Below are 15,749 nucleotides of genomic sequence, written 5' to 3'. Positions count from 1 at the left end.
TGGGACTTTGTCCCTGTGAGAGTAGGACGTTGCCAGGCACTTGAAAAAAGACTAGCTATTTTAGCTAGTCTTTTTTTGTGTGTTCATTTAAGTAACAAGAAATTAAGTAAGGAATCTTTTGAGCTGTAACCTCAAGGAACCTCAAGATAAATGGATAATCTTTCGAAGAGTATGTATGCAATAATTCATACCACCACTCTGTTTCATAACGTGAAATCATACTTAAATTATAAAGTAATAAGTAATGTGCCAACATCTCAGGGAAATATAAGCAGCTATCTTTTTCCAACGGTGCATGCAACGTGTTAGCTTGGAAATTGTACATAAAAGGTGAACAATTATATAAACAGCTTGAAGGGTCAAGAATACATACCTGATCTTCTGACAAAGACAATGATAGATGGGAACGCTCTTTTAAAAAAGAATAGAGTCTTTCGTGATTCATATGATAACACCGTGTAACTTGTTCAGGAATAGGCAAAGAGGTAGCTGGAAGCGATCCAATAGTTGTTAAATGGGAAGATGGCCTCGTGCCCAAGTTTAAAAATAATGTATCTAATTCAGGTACACAAGACAACAGATAATTCATTGTATATTTACTACCTTCTAGTTGTTTCACATGAAACAATTCTTCTCCTACTTGTGAAAATAAACCGCTTTTTTGAATCTTAACTTCATCATCTAAAAAATCATAACTTTGTTTTTTTCTTTTTCGTGTTGATACTCCATGTGCTAACACCGCCGTATTTTCGGGATATACGGGGTTTTGTGTTAACAAACAAGCTTTTAACAGCTGTGACATTCCATAAAATAATAAAACGGGTTGAACTGATACAGGAGATTGTGCCGCAACTTGATAATAATTTTTACTGTGTTCCAAATAATAAATAAATGGGTAACTGTTTTTAAAACTATGTTGCTCTGCATCGCTATAATTCAATTTTTGATAGCGCTTTTTTAAAAAGTCTTGTACAAAAGGAACGGAGAAAAATAAATTGTAGGACGTCCAAACATCATTAAATTTATGCAACTAAATCACCTTTTCTTTTTATTAGAATTATCTGATATCTAGTGAAGTTATTGACAGGTACATATCTGCTTGTTAATCTACTAATAATATTCTGTCGTTTAAAGGAGGATTCTATAATGTGGGAAAGCAAATTTTCTAAAGAAGGCTTAACATTTGATGACGTTTTACTGGTGCCAGCAAAATCTGAGGTACTACCTAAAGACGTTGATATGAGTGTTGAACTAACAAAAACATTAAAATTAAAGGTGCCGTTCATCAGTGCAGGAATGGATACAGTTACAGAAGCTGAAATGGCTATTGCGATGGCTAGACAAGGTGGTTTGGGTATCATTCACAAAAACATGTCGATTGAACAGCAAGCAGAACAAGTTGATAAAGTAAAACGTTCTGAAAGTGGTGTTATCACGGATCCTTTCTTTTTAACTCCTGAAAACCAAGTATTTGCTGCTGAACACTTAATGGGCAAATATCGTATCTCAGGTGTGCCGATTGTCAACAACGAAGAAGAACAAAAACTAGTTGGAATCCTTACAAACCGTGACTTGCGTTTCATCCAAGATTATTCAATGCAAATTGCTGACGTAATGACAAAAGAAGAATTAGTTACTGCTCCAGTAGGAACGACTTTAGAAGAAGCAGAGAAAATTCTACAGCAATACAAAATTGAAAAGTTACCTCTTGTAGATGACAATGGCGTATTAAAAGGCCTTATCACAATTAAAGACATTGAAAAAGTAATTGAGTTTCCAAATGCAGCTAAAGATCAACAAGGTCGATTATTAGTTGGAGCAGCTGTTGGCGTAACAGCTGATTCAAATGTTCGTATCGAAAAATTAGTACAAGCTGGCGTTGATGTTATCGTTATTGATACAGCGCATGGACATTCACAAGGCGTTTTAGATACAGTGCGCAGCATTCGCGAGGCATATCCAGAATTAAATATTATTGCTGGTAACGTAGCAACGGCTGAAGGTACAAAAGCATTAATTGAAGCCGGAGCAAACGTAGTAAAAGTAGGAATTGGACCTGGTTCAATTTGTACAACTCGTGTTGTCGCTGGTGTAGGCGTTCCACAAATTACGGCAGTATATGACTGTGCAACTGAAGCTCGTAAGCACGGAGTAGCTATTATTGCAGATGGCGGTATTAAGTACTCTGGAGATATCGTAAAAGCACTTGCAGCTGGTGGACATACAGTAATGCTAGGAAGCCTTCTAGCAGGAACGACAGAAAGCCCTGGCGAAACAGAAATCTACCAAGGAAGACGCTTTAAAGTGTATCGTGGAATGGGCTCTGTGGGAGCTATGGAAAAAGGAAGTAAAGATCGATACTTCCAAGAAGATAATAAAAAATTAGTTCCAGAAGGTATCGAAGGCCGTTTGCCTTACAAAGGACCTGTAGCAGATACTTTATATCAAATGATTGGTGGTTTACGCGCAGGAATGGGTTACTGTGGTTCAGCTAACTTAGAAGCGTTACGTGAACAGGCACAATTCATCCGTATGACTGGAGCAGGCTTAAGAGAAAGTCACCCACATGATGTACAAATTACAAAAGAATCTCCTAACTATTCTATGAGATAATCATGAATGTGTAAAAAACACGTTTCCTTAATAGGGAAACGTGTTTTTTATGTCATTAATCATGAATGTAACAGTACTTCTTTATCTATTTTTTTAAATTTTAGTATGATAAAATTACATTTATGTGAGTTTACGTTTGGAGGGTATAGAGTGAGAAACGCAGTACAGAAACAATTAATTTGTGTCATTGCTGTTATGTTAATGGCCAGCGTATTTTTTGTCTCTACACAAGCATCAGCTGCTTCTAAAACAGATGATATTGGCGTTGAAGCAGACGCAGCCATTTTAGTAGAGGCAAGTACGGGGAAAGTGCTATACGGGAAAAATACGGATGCTTTATTAGGTATTGCAAGCATGACAAAAATGATGACGGAATACCTAGTATTAGAATCCATAAAAGATAAGAAATTATCTTGGGATCAACGTGTGCCAGTTAGTAAATATGCAGCTAAAATTTCTCAGGATTATGGATTATCAAATGTACCATTAATCGAAAACCAAAAATATACGGTAAAAGAATTATATGATGCCATGGCTATTTATTCAGCTAATGGAGCAGCCATTGCTTTAGCTGAAGCTGTCAGTGGTTCTGAAGAAGGTTTCATTAAGTTAATGAATGAAACAGCAAAAAAATTAAATATGGGTGAATCAAAATTTGTCAATTCTACAGGTCTTTCTAATTCCTTGTTAAAAGGGATGTATCCAAAAGGAACAAAGGAAGAAGATGAGAACCTCCTATCTGCTCGGGCAGTTGCTACTCTTGCTTATCACTTGATTCATGATTATCCAGAATCTTTGGAAGTAGCCAAAACTCCTTCCAAGATGTTTAGACAAGGGCAACAAGGCGAAACAAAAATGAACAATTGGAATAAGATGCTCCCTGGTTTTTCAGCTGCATACAGCGGCGTAGACGGCTTAAAAACTGGTCATACAGATTTTGCAGGTCAATGTTTCACTGGAACTGCAGAGCGTAACGGGGTAAGATACATAACAGTTGTAATGAATGCCAAGGAAAACGGCAAGTCTACAGAAGCTGCTCGTTTTTCTCAAACGAAAAAGATATTGGATTATGCTTTTAGTCATTTTCAGTTAAAAGAAGTAGTGCCTGCTAACGGCGAGATTAAAGGGCATGAAACAATTGATGTTGCTAAAGGAAAATCAAAAGAAGCTTCCGTTTCTCCAAAGAATTCGGTAAAAATTATTACCGAAAAAGGTCAAAAAGATCATACTAAAATCAACTTTAAGTTAAACGATAAAGTTATGAACGATCAAAAAGTTGTTGCTCCTATTAAAAAAGGAGAAACAGTTGCTTATGTAAGTGCAACAAACAGCAATCTTAAAGATCTAGGCTATGTAGGAGGCCAAACTACAGATAGCATGACGCCGGTCGTGACAAACGAATCTGTTGAAAAAGCTGGATGGTTCTCTCTCGCTATCCGCAGTATTGGTAACTTCTTCAGCAATATTTGGATGAATGCTGCAAATACAGTGAATAACTGGTTTTAATGATAACTCAAGAGAAAGAAGAGATACTACAAGGGAGTATCTCTTTTTTTTATTTTTAGATTTGTTTGTATATAATCTATAAATTAGATAGGAATTTTCCGAAAAATACGGTAAAATAGACACTAAGTTTTGAATTTTGTATATACACTAAAAATTATTGTGAAACACTTGATACAGGAGGAAGACAAACATGAATAACATTACAGGTACTGATCGTGTAAAACGAGGAATGGCGGAAATGCAAAAAGGTGGCGTTATCATGGACGTGATCAACGCAGAGCAAGCAAAAATTGCAGAAGCAGCAGGCGCTGTTGCCGTTATGGCATTAGAGCGTGTTCCAGCTGATATCCGTGCAGCAGGCGGCGTGTCTCGTATGGCAGACCCAACAATTGTTGAAGAAGTGATGAATGCTGTGTCCATTCCAGTTATGGCAAAAGCTCGTATTGGCCATATTGTTGAAGCACGCGTGCTAGAAGCGATGGGTGTAGACTACATCGATGAAAGTGAAGTGTTGACTCCAGCTGATGAGGAGTTTCATTTAAATAAAAATACATTTACGGTTCCATTTGTGTGCGGTTGTCGTGATCTTGGTGAAGCATCCCGCCGTATTGCTGAAGGAGCTGCAATGCTTCGTACAAAAGGCGAACCAGGGACAGGAAACATCGTGGAAGCAGTGCGTCATATGCGCCAAGTAAACGCTCAAGTACGTAAAGTTGTGGGCATGGACGAAGATGAGTTAATGACAGAGGCAAAACTATTAGGCGCGCCTTATGAGTTATTACTGCAAATTAAACGTGAAGGTCGCCTACCGGTTGTAAACTTTGCAGCGGGCGGTGTAGCAACACCAGCAGACGCAGCGTTAATGATGCAGCTTGGAGCAGACGGTGTGTTCGTTGGTTCAGGAATCTTTAAATCCGACAACCCTGAAAAATTTGCTCGAGCAATCGTTGAGGCAACAACGCATTATCAAGATTATGAACTCATTGCAAACTTGTCAAAAGGATTAGGAAGTGCAATGAAAGGGATTGAAATTTCATCATTATTACCAGAAAACCGCATGCAAGAGCGTGGATGGTAATTTAAAGGGAGTTTTGACAAAATGGTAAAAGTAGGCGTGTTAGGATTACAAGGTGCCTTTCGCGAGCATGCACAAGCATTAGAAGCAGCAGGCGCTGAAGCCATTATCATTAAAAAAGTTGAACAGCTAGACGAAATAGATGGTTTAATCCTACCGGGCGGCGAAAGCACAGCGATGCGTCGTCTGATTGACAAGTATGACTTTATGGAACCTCTTCGCCAGTTTGCACAAGCAGGTAAACCGGTGTTTGGTACGTGTGCGGGTTTAATTTTACTTGCAGGACAAGTTGTTGACCGTGAAGAGCCCCATTTAGGTGTTATGGATATTACGGTAGCTCGAAATTCATTTGGGCGCCAACGAGATAGCTTTGAAGCTGCTCTAAATATTAAAGATATTGGTGAAGATTTTATAGGCGTATTTATCCGTGCTCCGCATATTGTAGAAGTAGGAGAAAACGTTGAAGTCTTGGCAATGCATAACGACCGAATTGTTGCAGCAAGACAAGGTCAATTCTTGGGATGTTCGTTTCATCCAGAATTAACAGATGATGCTCGCATGGCTCAGTATTTTGTAGCAATGGTTGAAGAAGCTTCGAAAAAACCTGTATAAATGAATTGCATCTTGTAAAGACTTGTAGTACATTATGATTAATAAAAATGATATTGGTATAAAGCGTTGATAGGAAATAGTAATAAGATTTTTGATTTCAAGAGAGTCGATGGCTGGTGTGAATCGATAATCAATTCTTATGAATCCGTCCTGGAGCAAGCTGTCGAAAAAGTAGTAGGCAGTTTCGGTTCATCCGTTATCTGGTTTAAGAGGAAGGCTTATTTTAGCTTTCAATTAGGGTGGCAACGCGGGTAAACTCTCGTCCCTTTCATAGGGATGAGAGTTTTTATTTTGCCCTTTTATACTAAAGGAGGTACTCAGTATGTTAGATTTAAAATTTTTACGTGCTAATTTTAATGAAGTAAAAGAAAAGCTCAAGTTTCGTGGTGAGGACTTAACGGACTTAGGTCGCTTTGAAGAGTTAGATGCAAAACGCCGTGAGCTAATTGCTCAAACAGAAGAGTTAAAAAGCAAGCGAAATGAAGTATCACAGCAAATTGCACAATTGAAACGTGAAAAACAAGATGCTGATCATTTAATCGTCGAAATGCGTGAAGTAGGAGACCGCGTAAAGCAATTGGATGAAGAGCTTCGCAGCGTTGAAGAAGAGTTAGAGCTATTGCTGCTTTCAATTCCTAACGTTCCACATGAAAGTACGCCTGTAGGTGAAACTGAAGATGATAACGTAGAAGTTCGCAAATGGGGAGAAATTAAACAATTTGATTTTGAACCAAAACCGCATTGGGATTTAGGAACAGATTTAAATATTTTAGATTTTGAAAGAGCTTCGAAAGTAACGGGAAGCCGCTTTGTATTTTATAAAGGGTTAGGTGCAAGATTAGAACGTGCTCTTATTAACTTTATGATGGATTTACATATGGATGAGCATGGTTATGAAGAAATCCTTCCTCCATATATGGTGAATCGTACAAGTATGACAGGAACAGGGCAGCTTCCTAAATTTGAAGAAGATGCATTTAAAATTAAAGAAGAAGATTATTTCTTAATTCCTACAGCTGAAGTACCAGTTACAAATTTACATCGTGATGAAATTTTAAGCGGAGATCAGCTTCCAATTGCTTATACAGCGTATAGTGCTTGCTTCCGCTCAGAAGCAGGCTCTGCAGGAAGAGATACACGTGGGCTTATTCGTCAGCATCAGTTTAATAAAGTAGAACTTGTTCGCTTTGTTAAGCCAGAAGATTCTTATGATGAATTAGAAAAATTAACGGGCCATGCTGAAAAGGTTCTTCAACTATTAGGTTTACCTTACCGAGTTCTAAGCATGTGTACAGCTGACTTAGGTTTCACAGCAGCCAAAAAGTATGATATTGAAGTTTGGATTCCAAGTTATGAAACGTATCGTGAAATTTCTTCTTGTTCAAACTTTGAAAGCTTTCAAGCTCGCCGTGCTAATATTCGCTTCCGCCGTGATACAAAAGCAAAACCAGAACATGTTCATACACTAAATGGTTCTGGCTTAGCAATTGGCCGTACGGTAGCTGCAATTTTAGAAAACTACCAGCAGGAAGATGGATCAATTCAAATTCCAGAAGTGCTGCGTCCATATATGGGAAATAAAGAAGTTATTTCTAAATAAAAGTAGAAGATGTTCATTAAATTAATTTTTAATGAACATCTTTTTTAAAAAAATTAATAAAAGAGTTGACTTCATTATTTTTATATGATAAATTAATACTTGTCGATACGGAGGAATACCCAAGTCCGGCTGAAGGGATCGGTCTTGAAAACCGACAGGGGTGTTAAAGCCCGCGGGGGTTCGAATCCCTCTTCCTCCGCCATATTTGACTTATAATGCAATTAACATAGCGCGATAAATTGGAGATTGGAAAACCGTTACTTATAAGTAACGGTTTTTTATTTGTTGAAAATGCCGCTTTATTTATTAAAGCGGCATTTTTTTATAGCTGACGACGTTTTAGCTTTTCATTATGTTGTAAAAAGCGAGCCACTTTTTCAACAATTGATTCAATTGAATCAGGATCCTTGAGAAGGTCGTATTCTCTAATATCTAAACGGAGAATAGGACAAGCCGTAAAGTTATTAATCCATTCTTCATATCGGGCGTGCATCTCTTTCCAATAATCAAGAGGCGTTTGTTGTTCCATTGGTCGCCCTCTTTCTTGAATGCGATCTACAATATCTTCGAAGCTGCCTTCCAAATAAATGAGCAGATCTGGATGAGGGAAGTATGGAGTCATAACCATTGCATCGAACAAGCTTGTATATGTCTCATAGTCTACTTTAGACATTGTTCCCTTTTCAAAATGCATCTTAGCAAAGATACCGGTATCTTCGTAAATGGATCTGTCTTGGATAAAGCCGCCCCCATACTCGAAAATCTTCTTTTGTTCTTTAAAGCGTTCCGCTAAAAAATATACCTGTAGGTGAAAGCTCCAGCGTTCAAAATCCCCATAAAATTTGTCCAGGTAAGGGTTGGAATCTACTTTTTCAAACGATGTGCGAAATTGGAGAGCATCAGCCAATGATTGAGTCATCGTAGATTTCCCAACTCCAACTGTACCCGCTATCGTCAACACAGCATCATTAGGAATGTTGTATTTCGATCGTAAGTTTACCATTATATACTCCTTTTCAACATACTCTCTTGAACCTCTGATAAGATTCTATTTAAGTGTTGTTTATTTTGTACAAAATCTATTTCATCACCGTTATAACGTAAAATGGTTACGTCAGGGTTCTTTTGTTCAAATGCCGTCATAGCTTTTTCATAATCATCACTTAGTCTCGCAAGGTAGTGAGGATCGATGTTTCGTTCAATTTCTCTTCCACGCATTTTAATACGCTTTAGCAAGGTATCTAAACTGGCATTTAAATAAATAATAATGTTCGGAGCCGGCATATCAGCCGTTAAGATGTGGAAGATTTGTACATATTTTTTATACTGTTCATCTTTTAACGTTTGCTCAGCGAAAATCATGTTTTTCATAATATGATAATCTGCTACAACAGGTTTTTTATAAGATAAGAACCCTTTTTGAATATCCTCTAACTGCTTATATCGATTACATAGAAAAAACATTTCGGTTTGAAAACTCCACTCGTCGATATTCTCATAAAATTTCCCGAGAAATGGATTTTCATCTACGATTTCTTTTAAAATTTCGAACTGAAATGCTTGTGCAATCTCTTTAGCTAGAGAGGTTTTTCCGACACCGATGGGTCCTTCTACTGAAATAAAAGGTGTGCCTTGCATTCATTTGCCTCCTTCATGACCACTCGTTCAAAAAAAACAGACAAAAAATATTTTAACATAGAGAAGGAGAATAAGGGGAAAAGAAATTTCTTTCAGTAAGAAGAATAACAAAAAGCCTACTGTTAACAGTAAGCTTTCCCTATTTATGGCTGTGTCACTCTTTTTGTAATTTTGAAGTTGTCTTCAATCAAGAGCCAGTTTTGCGGGAAATCTAAGCCTAGTTTCCAGTAGGCCATTCCTCTAAGGTTTAATTCTTTGATTAAATCAAACTTGGCCTGAATAGATCTAGCGTCTTCAAACCATACTTCGTGAGTGCGCTGCTGTTCATCTTTATACCGGAAGAAAGGAGCTTGTGCTTTATTGTCGTATTGAATAGCTACTTTATAACGAGCTGCCAACTCAATAGCTCGTTGAGGACTAATGGCTTTGGCATATTCTCCTCCTGGTTTGTAAGGCAGTGTCCAATCGTAACCGTATAGGTTTTGGCCCATGATAATTTTTGAACTAGGTATTTCAGATACTGCATATTCTAAAACATCACGTACGGGACCAATAGGAGAGACGGCCATAGGAGGCCCACCGCTATATCCCCATTCATATGTCATTGGAACAACGAAGTTAGCAATCTCTCCAATGGCTTTATAATCATGTGCTTCATACCATTTGCCTTTTTGATCTCGACTTGTCTTCGGAGCTAAAGCCACAGACATGAGAAGTTGCTCATCTTGAAGACGCTTTTTTGCTTTCTGTAAGAATGCAATATAGGCTTCTTTATCTGCCGGACGCAAAAATTCGAAGTCAAAGTGAATGTCTCTGAAATTTCGTTCTTTCGCTGTTTTTACAATATTATTTAAGAGCGTATCTTGAACGTCTTTATTAGTTAAAATTGCTCGGCCGACTTCATCACTGAATGCACCGTTTTCAATATTAGCCAATACCATTAAGAAGATGACGTCATTTTCTTTAGCAATAGAACCTAAATTGTTAAGTGGAGGTGCCTTTAGAGAACCGTCTTTTTGCACTTCGAAGTTCGCTGGTCCGAGATAAGTAAGGTATTTTGCATTTTGATTAATCATTTTCTCTGTTTGAGGGGTGATTTTTCGATTGCTTGTTTCAACATACCCTAAAAACTCACCGTTTCTTTTGTTTGGGGAAGGGGGAATTAAGATGCGGCGGCCAGGTGTTAAGGGTGCTGTAACTGAAACATTGTTCGCATTGGCAATAGCCTGATAGCTAACGCCTAATTTTCGTCCTATTTTCCATATAGTGTCCCCAGCTTTTACTGTGTAGTAAGTACCGTTGATGGGAATAACCATAGATTGCCCGATGACGAGTTGATTTGGATTAGGTAATTCATTTGCTCTTATAATCTTTCCTGCGTCAATCCGGAACTGTTTTGCAATACTATATATACTGTCACCTGCTTTAACAGTGTAAATTTGCATAATAAAAAGCCTCCATTTCATATGACTTACTTCCATCATATGAGAAGGCTTTTTACTTAATTCATCAACTCAGTATGTTTGCAAATACGAGCATTTAATACGTTATGCATCATTCTTAAAGCAAAGGTATTGTCTTCATCTGCGTTTGAAGCAATACAATCTTCAGGCACAATTAAATTATACTCACGCATATAAGCATCGTTGGCTGAAAAAAGCACGCATATATTTCCCGCAATTCCTGTTAAAATAAGTGTATGCACATCGAGCTGTGATAGCAAAATATTTAAAGCTGTTCCATAGAAAATAGAATGCTTTGGTTTAATTAAAAAGTAATCAGCGTTTTGTGGTGAAATGTGATGTAGAATGGGTGAACTTACCTCATTTGTGCAGTGTGTTAAAATGGTTTCTAAGTTTGCTTGCCATAGCTTATAGTGGTCATTGACGTAAATAATAGGGATATGTTGAGACGAGGCATATTGTTTTAATTCGGCAATATTTTGAGCGATTATTAAAGATTTTTCAGCAAGTACTTTGCCGTTTTTGAATTGAAAATCGTTTAGCATATCAATAATAATTAAAGCAGTTTTAGCATTCTTCACACAAGGTCTCTCCTTTTCCTGATGTACATAGTAAATAGTTTGACTCAGAAAAAATATAATATGTAAGGTTGGATAAAAAGTGTTAAATGATGAAAAGTATATGAGGTTGGCAATTGATGAAGCATTAAAAGCTAAAGATAAATTAGAGGTTCCTATTGGAGCAGTTATTGTTCAAAATGATGAGGTGATTGCTGCAGCTTATAACTTACGAGAAACAGAACAGCGATCAGTTGCTCATGCGGAACTTTTAGCCATTGATGAAGCATGTAAGAAACTAGGAACATGGAGGTTGGAAGACGCTACGTTATATGTCACCTTAGAACCATGTCCGATGTGTGCAGGTGCTATTGTATTATCAAGAGTGAAAAGAGTTGTGTTTGGCGCTTATGATCCTAAAGGTGGCTGCGCTGGAACATTGTTAAATTTATTAGAGTTTGAAAAGTTTAATCATCAAGCAGAAGTAGTAGGAGGTATGCTAGAAGAAGAATGCGGGAGCCTCTTAACGACTTTTTTTCGTGAGTTACGTCAACGAAAAAAGGCTGGAAAATAGCGCTAAAAAAGTAAGTTTTCTATAGCGGTTGCATTTTTGAATGAAAAGACGTATACTTGTAAATGCATCAACTTGATGCCCAAACTATTGGTTTCAACTTTGCCGTGCTAAGCGGGGAGGTAGCGGTGCCCTGTACTCGCAATCCGCTCTAGCGAGGCCGAATTCCTTCTTGAGGTTAGCTCATCTTAGGGCCTGCCTTAAGTAAGTGGTGTTGACGTTTGGGTCCTATGCAATGGGAATCTGTGAACCCTGTCAGGTCCGGAAGGAAGCAGCAGTAAGCAGAACCTCTCATGTGCCATGGGGTCGCCTGAACCGAGCTAACTGCTTAAGTAACGCCTGGGGTGGCTAATCGACGGAAGGTGCACGGCAGTTATATACATAAGTTTAGTCTACTCTGTGAGAGTAGGCTTTTTATTTTATCTCTTACTATTTTGAAAAAAAACCTCATAATACGCTATAATGAGAACTAATGAATTATATTAAAAGGAGAGGATGTAGTGGCATATCAGGCTCTGTACCGTGTATACCGTCCTCAAAGCTTTAACGACGTAGTCGGTCAACAACATATTATCAAAACACTTCAAAATGCCCTTGTCCAAGAAAAATTTTCGCATGCGTATTTATTTTCTGGGCCTCGAGGGACAGGGAAGACAACAGCTGCTAAAATTTTAGCGAAAGCCGTTAACTGTGAAAAAGCACCCATTGCTGAACCTTGTAATGAATGTGCAACTTGTCGGGGAATTACGGATGGTTCCATTTCTGATGTAATTGAAATTGATGCAGCCTCTAATAATGGAGTCGATGAAATTCGAGATATCCGTGATAAAGTAAAATATGCACCTAGTGCTGTTCGATACAAAGTGTACATTATTGATGAAGTTCATATGCTTTCAATTGGAGCTTTTAACGCTTTGTTAAAAACGTTAGAAGAACCTCCTGCACATGTCATCTTTATTTTAGCTACAACAGAGCCCCATAAAATTCCATTAACGATTATCTCCAGATGTCAGCGCTTTGATTTCAAACGCATTTCGCCAGAAGATATCGTATATCGAATGAAGGAAGTATTAGGTTCTGAAGAGCTAGAAGTAAGCGAGGATGCTCTTTACGAAATTGCGAAAGCTTCAGAAGGCGGCATGCGTGATGCACTTAGTCTTTTAGACCAAGCCATCTCGTATAGTACGGAGAAGGTGAGCTTAGAGGATGTTCTATCCATAACAGGAGCAGTATCACAGTCTTTTATTGTGAAGATCGTCCAAGCTATCTTTAACGAAAACATTGTAGAAGCGCTAGATTCTGTTGAAAGTTTGATCAAAAACGGAAAAGATCCAGCGAGGTTTGTAGAGGACCTCATCTTCTATTATCGTGATGTTCTGCTTTATCAAGCTTCAGAAGAAAATGCATATTTACTTGAAAAAGCAGCGGTTAACGAAGAGTTTAAAGAACTTAGTTCAAAAATGGATAGTGCCTTTATTTATAAAGTCATTGCTGAATTGAACCAAACTCAGCAAGAGATGAAATGGAGCAATCATCCTCGAGTGCTACTTGAAGTAGCTTTAGTGAAATTAGCTCAAAGTTCTACAAATCAAGAGGGTGCTCTTCCATATCAAGACATTTTGCAAAAAATGAATCAAATGGAAGCAGAACTGCAGCAGCTAAAAGAAAAAGGCATTCAAGTTGATCATACAGCTCAGGCAGCGCAAACAGAGAAAAAACAGACAAGACAGTCAAGAAGTCAGTACAAAACGCCTGTTGGAAAGGTAAATGAAGTTTTAAAAAATGCCACTCGGCAGAATTTAGAAACCATTAAGCGATCTTGGGCGCAGGTATTAGACACATTGAAACAACAAAATAAAGCTTCACATGCAGCGTTGTTATCTAACAGTGAACCGGTTGCGTCTTCAGATCAATCATTTATACTTAAATTCAAATATGAAATTCATTGCAAAATGGCTTCTGAAAATAACAACAATGTACGTGATAATTTAGAGAATATCTTATATACTTTAATTGGCAGCAAGCGTGAAATGGTTGCAATTCCAGAAAGTGAATGGGATAAAGTAAGAGAAGAGTTTCTTCAAGGACAGCAAAGTGATGGGTCATCAGGTCAACCACAGGAGGAAGACCCCGTGGTTGCAGAAGCGAAAAAGCTATTTGGAGAAGACTTAATCGAAATTCAAGAGTAAATTTAGGAGGAATGTTCATATGATGAAAGGCATGGGCAATATGCAAAAAATGATGAAACAAATGCAAAAAATGCAAAAAGATATGCAAAAAGCGCAGGAAGAGTTAGCTGAAAAAACTGTTGAAGGTACAGCTGGCGGTGGAATGGTAACAGTTGTGGTTAACGGTCAGAAACAAGTAATTGATGTAAATATTAAAGAGGATGTAGTAGATCCTGAAGATATTGAAATGCTACAAGATTTAGTACTAGCAGCAACAAATGACGCATTAAAACAAATGGACGATTTAACAAATAACACAATGGGTCAATTTACAAAAGGTTTAAATATTCCAGGACTTTAATAAGGTGGTTGCCACGTGCATTATCCAGAACCAATATCAAAGCTTATAGATAGTTTTATGAAGTTACCCGGCATTGGTCCAAAAACAGCTGTTCGCTTAGCGTTCTTTGTTTTATCTATGAAAGAAGATACGGTATTAGATTTTGCAAAAGCATTAGTTAATGCGAAGCGAAATTTAACCTATTGTTCAGTTTGTGGGCATATCACAGATCAAGATCCTTGCTACATTTGTCAAGATCAGCGTAGAGAGCGCAGTGTGGTGTGTGTCGTGCAAGACCCTAAAGATGTCATTGCAATGGAGAAAATGAAAGAATATAACGGCTTGTATCATGTCCTGCATGGCGCAATTTCACCTATGGAAGGAATAGGGCCTGAAGATATCAAAGTACCAGAGTTATTAAAAAGACTTCAAGATGATGAGATTCAAGAAGTGATTTTAGCTACTAACCCGAATATAGAGGGCGAAGCTACGGCTATGTATATCTCTAGGCTCTTAAAGCCGACAGGAATTAAAATTACTAGAATTGCTCATGGGTTACCCGTCGGAGGAGACCTTGAGTACGCGGACGAAGTAACATTATCTAAAGCCCTAGAAGGTAGAAGAGAAGTATAACGAGGTACTTGCATATGTTTTTTAAACGAAAAGGTTGGCTACGCAAAGAGTACGATGATGAATTTGTGAAGACTTTTATGCAAGTAAAGCAGGAATGGAGTCACAAAACTTCAATGGTAGAAAGAAGTGTAGATCCTTCAGAAGAGGTAATGGTAGATATTCGATTAGCCAAAATGAAGTATCTTTTTCTATTAAAAGAAGCCAAACATCGAAATATTTCAATTAACAGGATGTCATAGAGGCATCCTGTTTTGTTGTCTTTATAAAATAAGGATTTCCCTCCGTGAAATAGTGCTTTTTTTGAATGCTTGGACATATATATAAGGTAACTTATCTGCTTTAAGAAGGAGGCAACATGCTAAATCATCCTATTGTAGTTGTGTCTTTTTTAATAGGGCTAATCATTCTACTCTTAGTAACAGGTGGTGTTGAAAAAATGCTTCGAGTCATTGGAAATTTATCGATTAAGCTTATTATTGGCGTTTTGCTGCTTTTCTTTATTAACATCTTTGGCGTACAGTTCGGTATTCATATTCCTATTAATTTCCCCACAGCTATTGTTTCAGCTATTTTAGGTATTCCAGGAATAGCTGCCCTACTTGTTATTAATAATTTCATATTATAATTTGGAAGAATATCCAAAATAAAAGTTTTCTGGAATCTTTTCGAGAAAACTTTTATTTTTTTTGAAAAAGTTGTTGACCAGCAAGTTATCAGATGTTATATTTATATACGTCGCTAAGACAGTAACGAAAAATAACTCGAAAATAACTTAAAGAAAAAAGTTGTTGACAAGTTATTCTTAAGGTGGTAAGATAAGAAAGTCGCCTTGAGACAAGAGTTCTTTGAAAACTGAACGAAATAGTAAACGTCAACGTTAATTTTTATTTTTAAATTGAGCAAGTCAAACATTTCTTCGGAGAGTTTGATCCTGGCTCAGGATGAACGCTGGCGGCGTGCCTAATACATGCAA

At 37.6% G+C, this 15,749-nt stretch carries 16 protein-coding genes, 1 tRNA gene, 1 rRNA gene, 1 other RNA gene and 1 other annotated feature; of the genes, 14 read left to right on the top strand and 5 right to left on the bottom strand.

Annotation, left to right across the window (positions count from 1 at the left end):
- Positions 1–64 precede the first annotated feature (64 nt).
- A complete protein-coding gene (locus ACRPLQ_RS26245; RefSeq protein WP_028412712.1) occupies positions 65–1,030 on the bottom strand; it encodes a YaaC family protein in 966 nt (321 codons plus the stop codon).
- Positions 1,031–1,146: 116 nt separating this feature from the next.
- Between ACRPLQ_RS26245 and guaB the strand changes: the two genes are divergently transcribed.
- The 6 genes from guaB to ACRPLQ_RS26215 all read left to right on the top strand — a co-directional run bounded on the left by guaB (position 1,147) and on the right by ACRPLQ_RS26215 (position 7,608).
- Positions 1,147–2,613 carry an IMP dehydrogenase gene (gene guaB, locus ACRPLQ_RS26240; RefSeq protein WP_013054827.1) on the top strand — a complete coding sequence of 489 codons (1,467 nt, stop codon included), beginning with the start codon at positions 1,147–1,149 and terminating at the stop codon, positions 2,611–2,613.
- A gap of 150 nt (positions 2,614–2,763) precedes the next feature.
- Positions 2,764–4,119: a serine hydrolase gene (locus ACRPLQ_RS26235; RefSeq protein WP_047749547.1), complete on the top strand. Its 1,356-nt coding sequence runs from the start codon at positions 2,764–2,766 to the stop codon at positions 4,117–4,119.
- 190 nt (positions 4,120–4,309) lie between these two features.
- On the top strand, positions 4,310–5,197 hold the full coding sequence (gene pdxS, locus ACRPLQ_RS26230; RefSeq protein ID WP_013054829.1) for a pyridoxal 5'-phosphate synthase lyase subunit PdxS: 888 nt from the start codon (positions 4,310–4,312) through the stop codon (positions 5,195–5,197).
- A 21-nt stretch (positions 5,198–5,218) separates the two neighbouring features.
- Positions 5,219–5,806: a pyridoxal 5'-phosphate synthase glutaminase subunit PdxT gene (pdxT, locus tag ACRPLQ_RS26225; RefSeq protein ID WP_028412710.1), complete on the top strand. Its 588-nt coding sequence runs from the start codon at positions 5,219–5,221 to the stop codon at positions 5,804–5,806.
- 57 nt (positions 5,807–5,863) lie between these two features.
- Positions 5,864–6,076, top strand: a binding site (T-box leader).
- A gap of 52 nt (positions 6,077–6,128) precedes the next feature.
- Positions 6,129–7,406, top strand: coding sequence for a serine--tRNA ligase (gene serS, locus ACRPLQ_RS26220; protein ID WP_028412709.1), 1,278 nt, complete (start codon positions 6,129–6,131; stop codon positions 7,404–7,406).
- Between the two features lie 109 nt (positions 7,407–7,515).
- Positions 7,516–7,608 (top strand) — tRNA-Ser (locus ACRPLQ_RS26215).
- Between the two features lie 120 nt (positions 7,609–7,728).
- On the opposite strand, the gene ACRPLQ_RS26210 is transcribed toward ACRPLQ_RS26215, so the two are convergent.
- The 4 genes from ACRPLQ_RS26210 to ACRPLQ_RS26195 all read right to left on the bottom strand — a co-directional run bounded on the left by ACRPLQ_RS26210 (position 7,729) and on the right by ACRPLQ_RS26195 (position 11,088).
- Entirely contained in the window at positions 7,729–8,409 is a 681-nt protein-coding gene (locus ACRPLQ_RS26210; protein ID WP_028412708.1) for a deoxynucleoside kinase, read from the bottom strand.
- Complete coding sequence (locus ACRPLQ_RS26205; RefSeq protein WP_028412707.1) at positions 8,409–9,044, bottom strand: deoxynucleoside kinase; 636 nt, start codon at positions 9,042–9,044, stop codon at positions 8,409–8,411. The genes ACRPLQ_RS26210 and ACRPLQ_RS26205 overlap by 1 nt, the downstream gene beginning before the upstream one ends.
- A gap of 143 nt (positions 9,045–9,187) precedes the next feature.
- The gene (locus ACRPLQ_RS26200) at positions 9,188–10,489 is read right to left on the bottom strand and encodes a glycoside hydrolase family 18 protein (protein WP_165635439.1); all 1,302 of its coding nucleotides are present in this window, start codon (positions 10,487–10,489) and stop codon (positions 9,188–9,190) included.
- Between the two features lie 56 nt (positions 10,490–10,545).
- Positions 10,546–11,088, bottom strand: coding sequence for an isochorismatase family cysteine hydrolase (locus ACRPLQ_RS26195; RefSeq protein ID WP_033580900.1), 543 nt, complete (start codon positions 11,086–11,088; stop codon positions 10,546–10,548).
- A 79-nt stretch (positions 11,089–11,167) separates the two neighbouring features.
- Between ACRPLQ_RS26195 and tadA the strand changes: the two genes are divergently transcribed.
- The 8 genes from tadA to ACRPLQ_RS26155 form a co-directional block, all read left to right on the top strand.
- Positions 11,168–11,638, top strand: coding sequence for a tRNA adenosine(34) deaminase TadA (tadA, locus tag ACRPLQ_RS26190; protein ID WP_028412705.1), 471 nt, complete (start codon positions 11,168–11,170; stop codon positions 11,636–11,638).
- Positions 11,639–11,740: 102 nt separating this feature from the next.
- Positions 11,741–12,005: signal recognition particle sRNA large type (ffs, locus tag ACRPLQ_RS26185), an RNA gene on the top strand.
- Between the two features lie 130 nt (positions 12,006–12,135).
- A complete protein-coding gene (gene dnaX, locus ACRPLQ_RS26180; protein ID WP_028412704.1) occupies positions 12,136–13,824 on the top strand; it encodes a DNA polymerase III subunit gamma/tau in 1,689 nt (562 codons plus the stop codon).
- A 19-nt stretch (positions 13,825–13,843) separates the two neighbouring features.
- Positions 13,844–14,164, top strand: coding sequence for a YbaB/EbfC family nucleoid-associated protein (locus ACRPLQ_RS26175; RefSeq protein WP_013081327.1), 321 nt, complete (start codon positions 13,844–13,846; stop codon positions 14,162–14,164).
- 15 nt (positions 14,165–14,179) lie between these two features.
- Positions 14,180–14,776 (top strand): recombination mediator RecR, encoded by a 597-nt coding sequence (recR, locus tag ACRPLQ_RS26170; RefSeq protein WP_014461944.1) that lies wholly within the window; start codon positions 14,180–14,182, stop codon positions 14,774–14,776.
- Between the two features lie 14 nt (positions 14,777–14,790).
- The gene (locus ACRPLQ_RS26165; protein ID WP_013054840.1) at positions 14,791–15,015 is read left to right on the top strand and encodes a YaaL family protein; all 225 of its coding nucleotides are present in this window, start codon (positions 14,791–14,793) and stop codon (positions 15,013–15,015) included.
- Between the two features lie 116 nt (positions 15,016–15,131).
- On the top strand, positions 15,132–15,401 hold the full coding sequence (locus tag ACRPLQ_RS26160; RefSeq protein ID WP_013081328.1) for a pro-sigmaK processing inhibitor BofA family protein: 270 nt from the start codon (positions 15,132–15,134) through the stop codon (positions 15,399–15,401).
- 288 nt (positions 15,402–15,689) lie between these two features.
- A 16S ribosomal RNA gene (locus tag ACRPLQ_RS26155) occupies positions 15,690–15,749 on the top strand; the annotation flags it as partial.

This window comes from Priestia sp. TRN 1309 (assembly GCF_050846875.1).
GTDB classification, from domain to species: domain Bacteria; phylum Bacillota; class Bacilli; order Bacillales; family Bacillaceae_H; genus Priestia; species Priestia zanthoxyli.
This window is presented reverse-complemented; position numbering and strand designations above follow the sequence as displayed.

Bases quoted from the DNA above. Each gene is read 5' to 3' on its own strand.
- ACRPLQ_RS26175 (WP_013081327.1), top strand. From the start codon at position 13,844: ATGATGAAAGGCATGGGCAATATGCAAAAAATGATGAAACAAATGCAA.
- guaB (WP_013054827.1), top strand. From the start codon at position 1,147: ATGTGGGAAAGCAAATTTTCTAAAGAAGGCTTAACATTTGATGACGTT.
- serS (WP_028412709.1), top strand. From the start codon at position 6,129: ATGTTAGATTTAAAATTTTTACGTGCTAATTTTAATGAAGTAAAAGAA.
- pdxS (WP_013054829.1), top strand. From the start codon at position 4,310: ATGAATAACATTACAGGTACTGATCGTGTAAAACGAGGAATGGCGGAA.
- ACRPLQ_RS26165 (WP_013054840.1), top strand. From the start codon at position 14,791: ATGTTTTTTAAACGAAAAGGTTGGCTACGCAAAGAGTACGATGATGAA.
- ACRPLQ_RS26200 (WP_165635439.1), bottom strand. From the start codon at position 10,489: ATGCAAATTTACACTGTTAAAGCAGGTGACAGTATATATAGTATTGCA.
- ACRPLQ_RS26210 (WP_028412708.1), bottom strand. From the start codon at position 8,409: ATGGTAAACTTACGATCGAAATACAACATTCCTAATGATGCTGTGTTG.
- pdxT (WP_028412710.1), top strand. From the start codon at position 5,219: ATGGTAAAAGTAGGCGTGTTAGGATTACAAGGTGCCTTTCGCGAGCAT.
- ACRPLQ_RS26205 (WP_028412707.1), bottom strand. From the start codon at position 9,044: ATGCAAGGCACACCTTTTATTTCAGTAGAAGGACCCATCGGTGTCGGA.
- ACRPLQ_RS26160 (WP_013081328.1), top strand. From the start codon at position 15,132: ATGCTAAATCATCCTATTGTAGTTGTGTCTTTTTTAATAGGGCTAATC.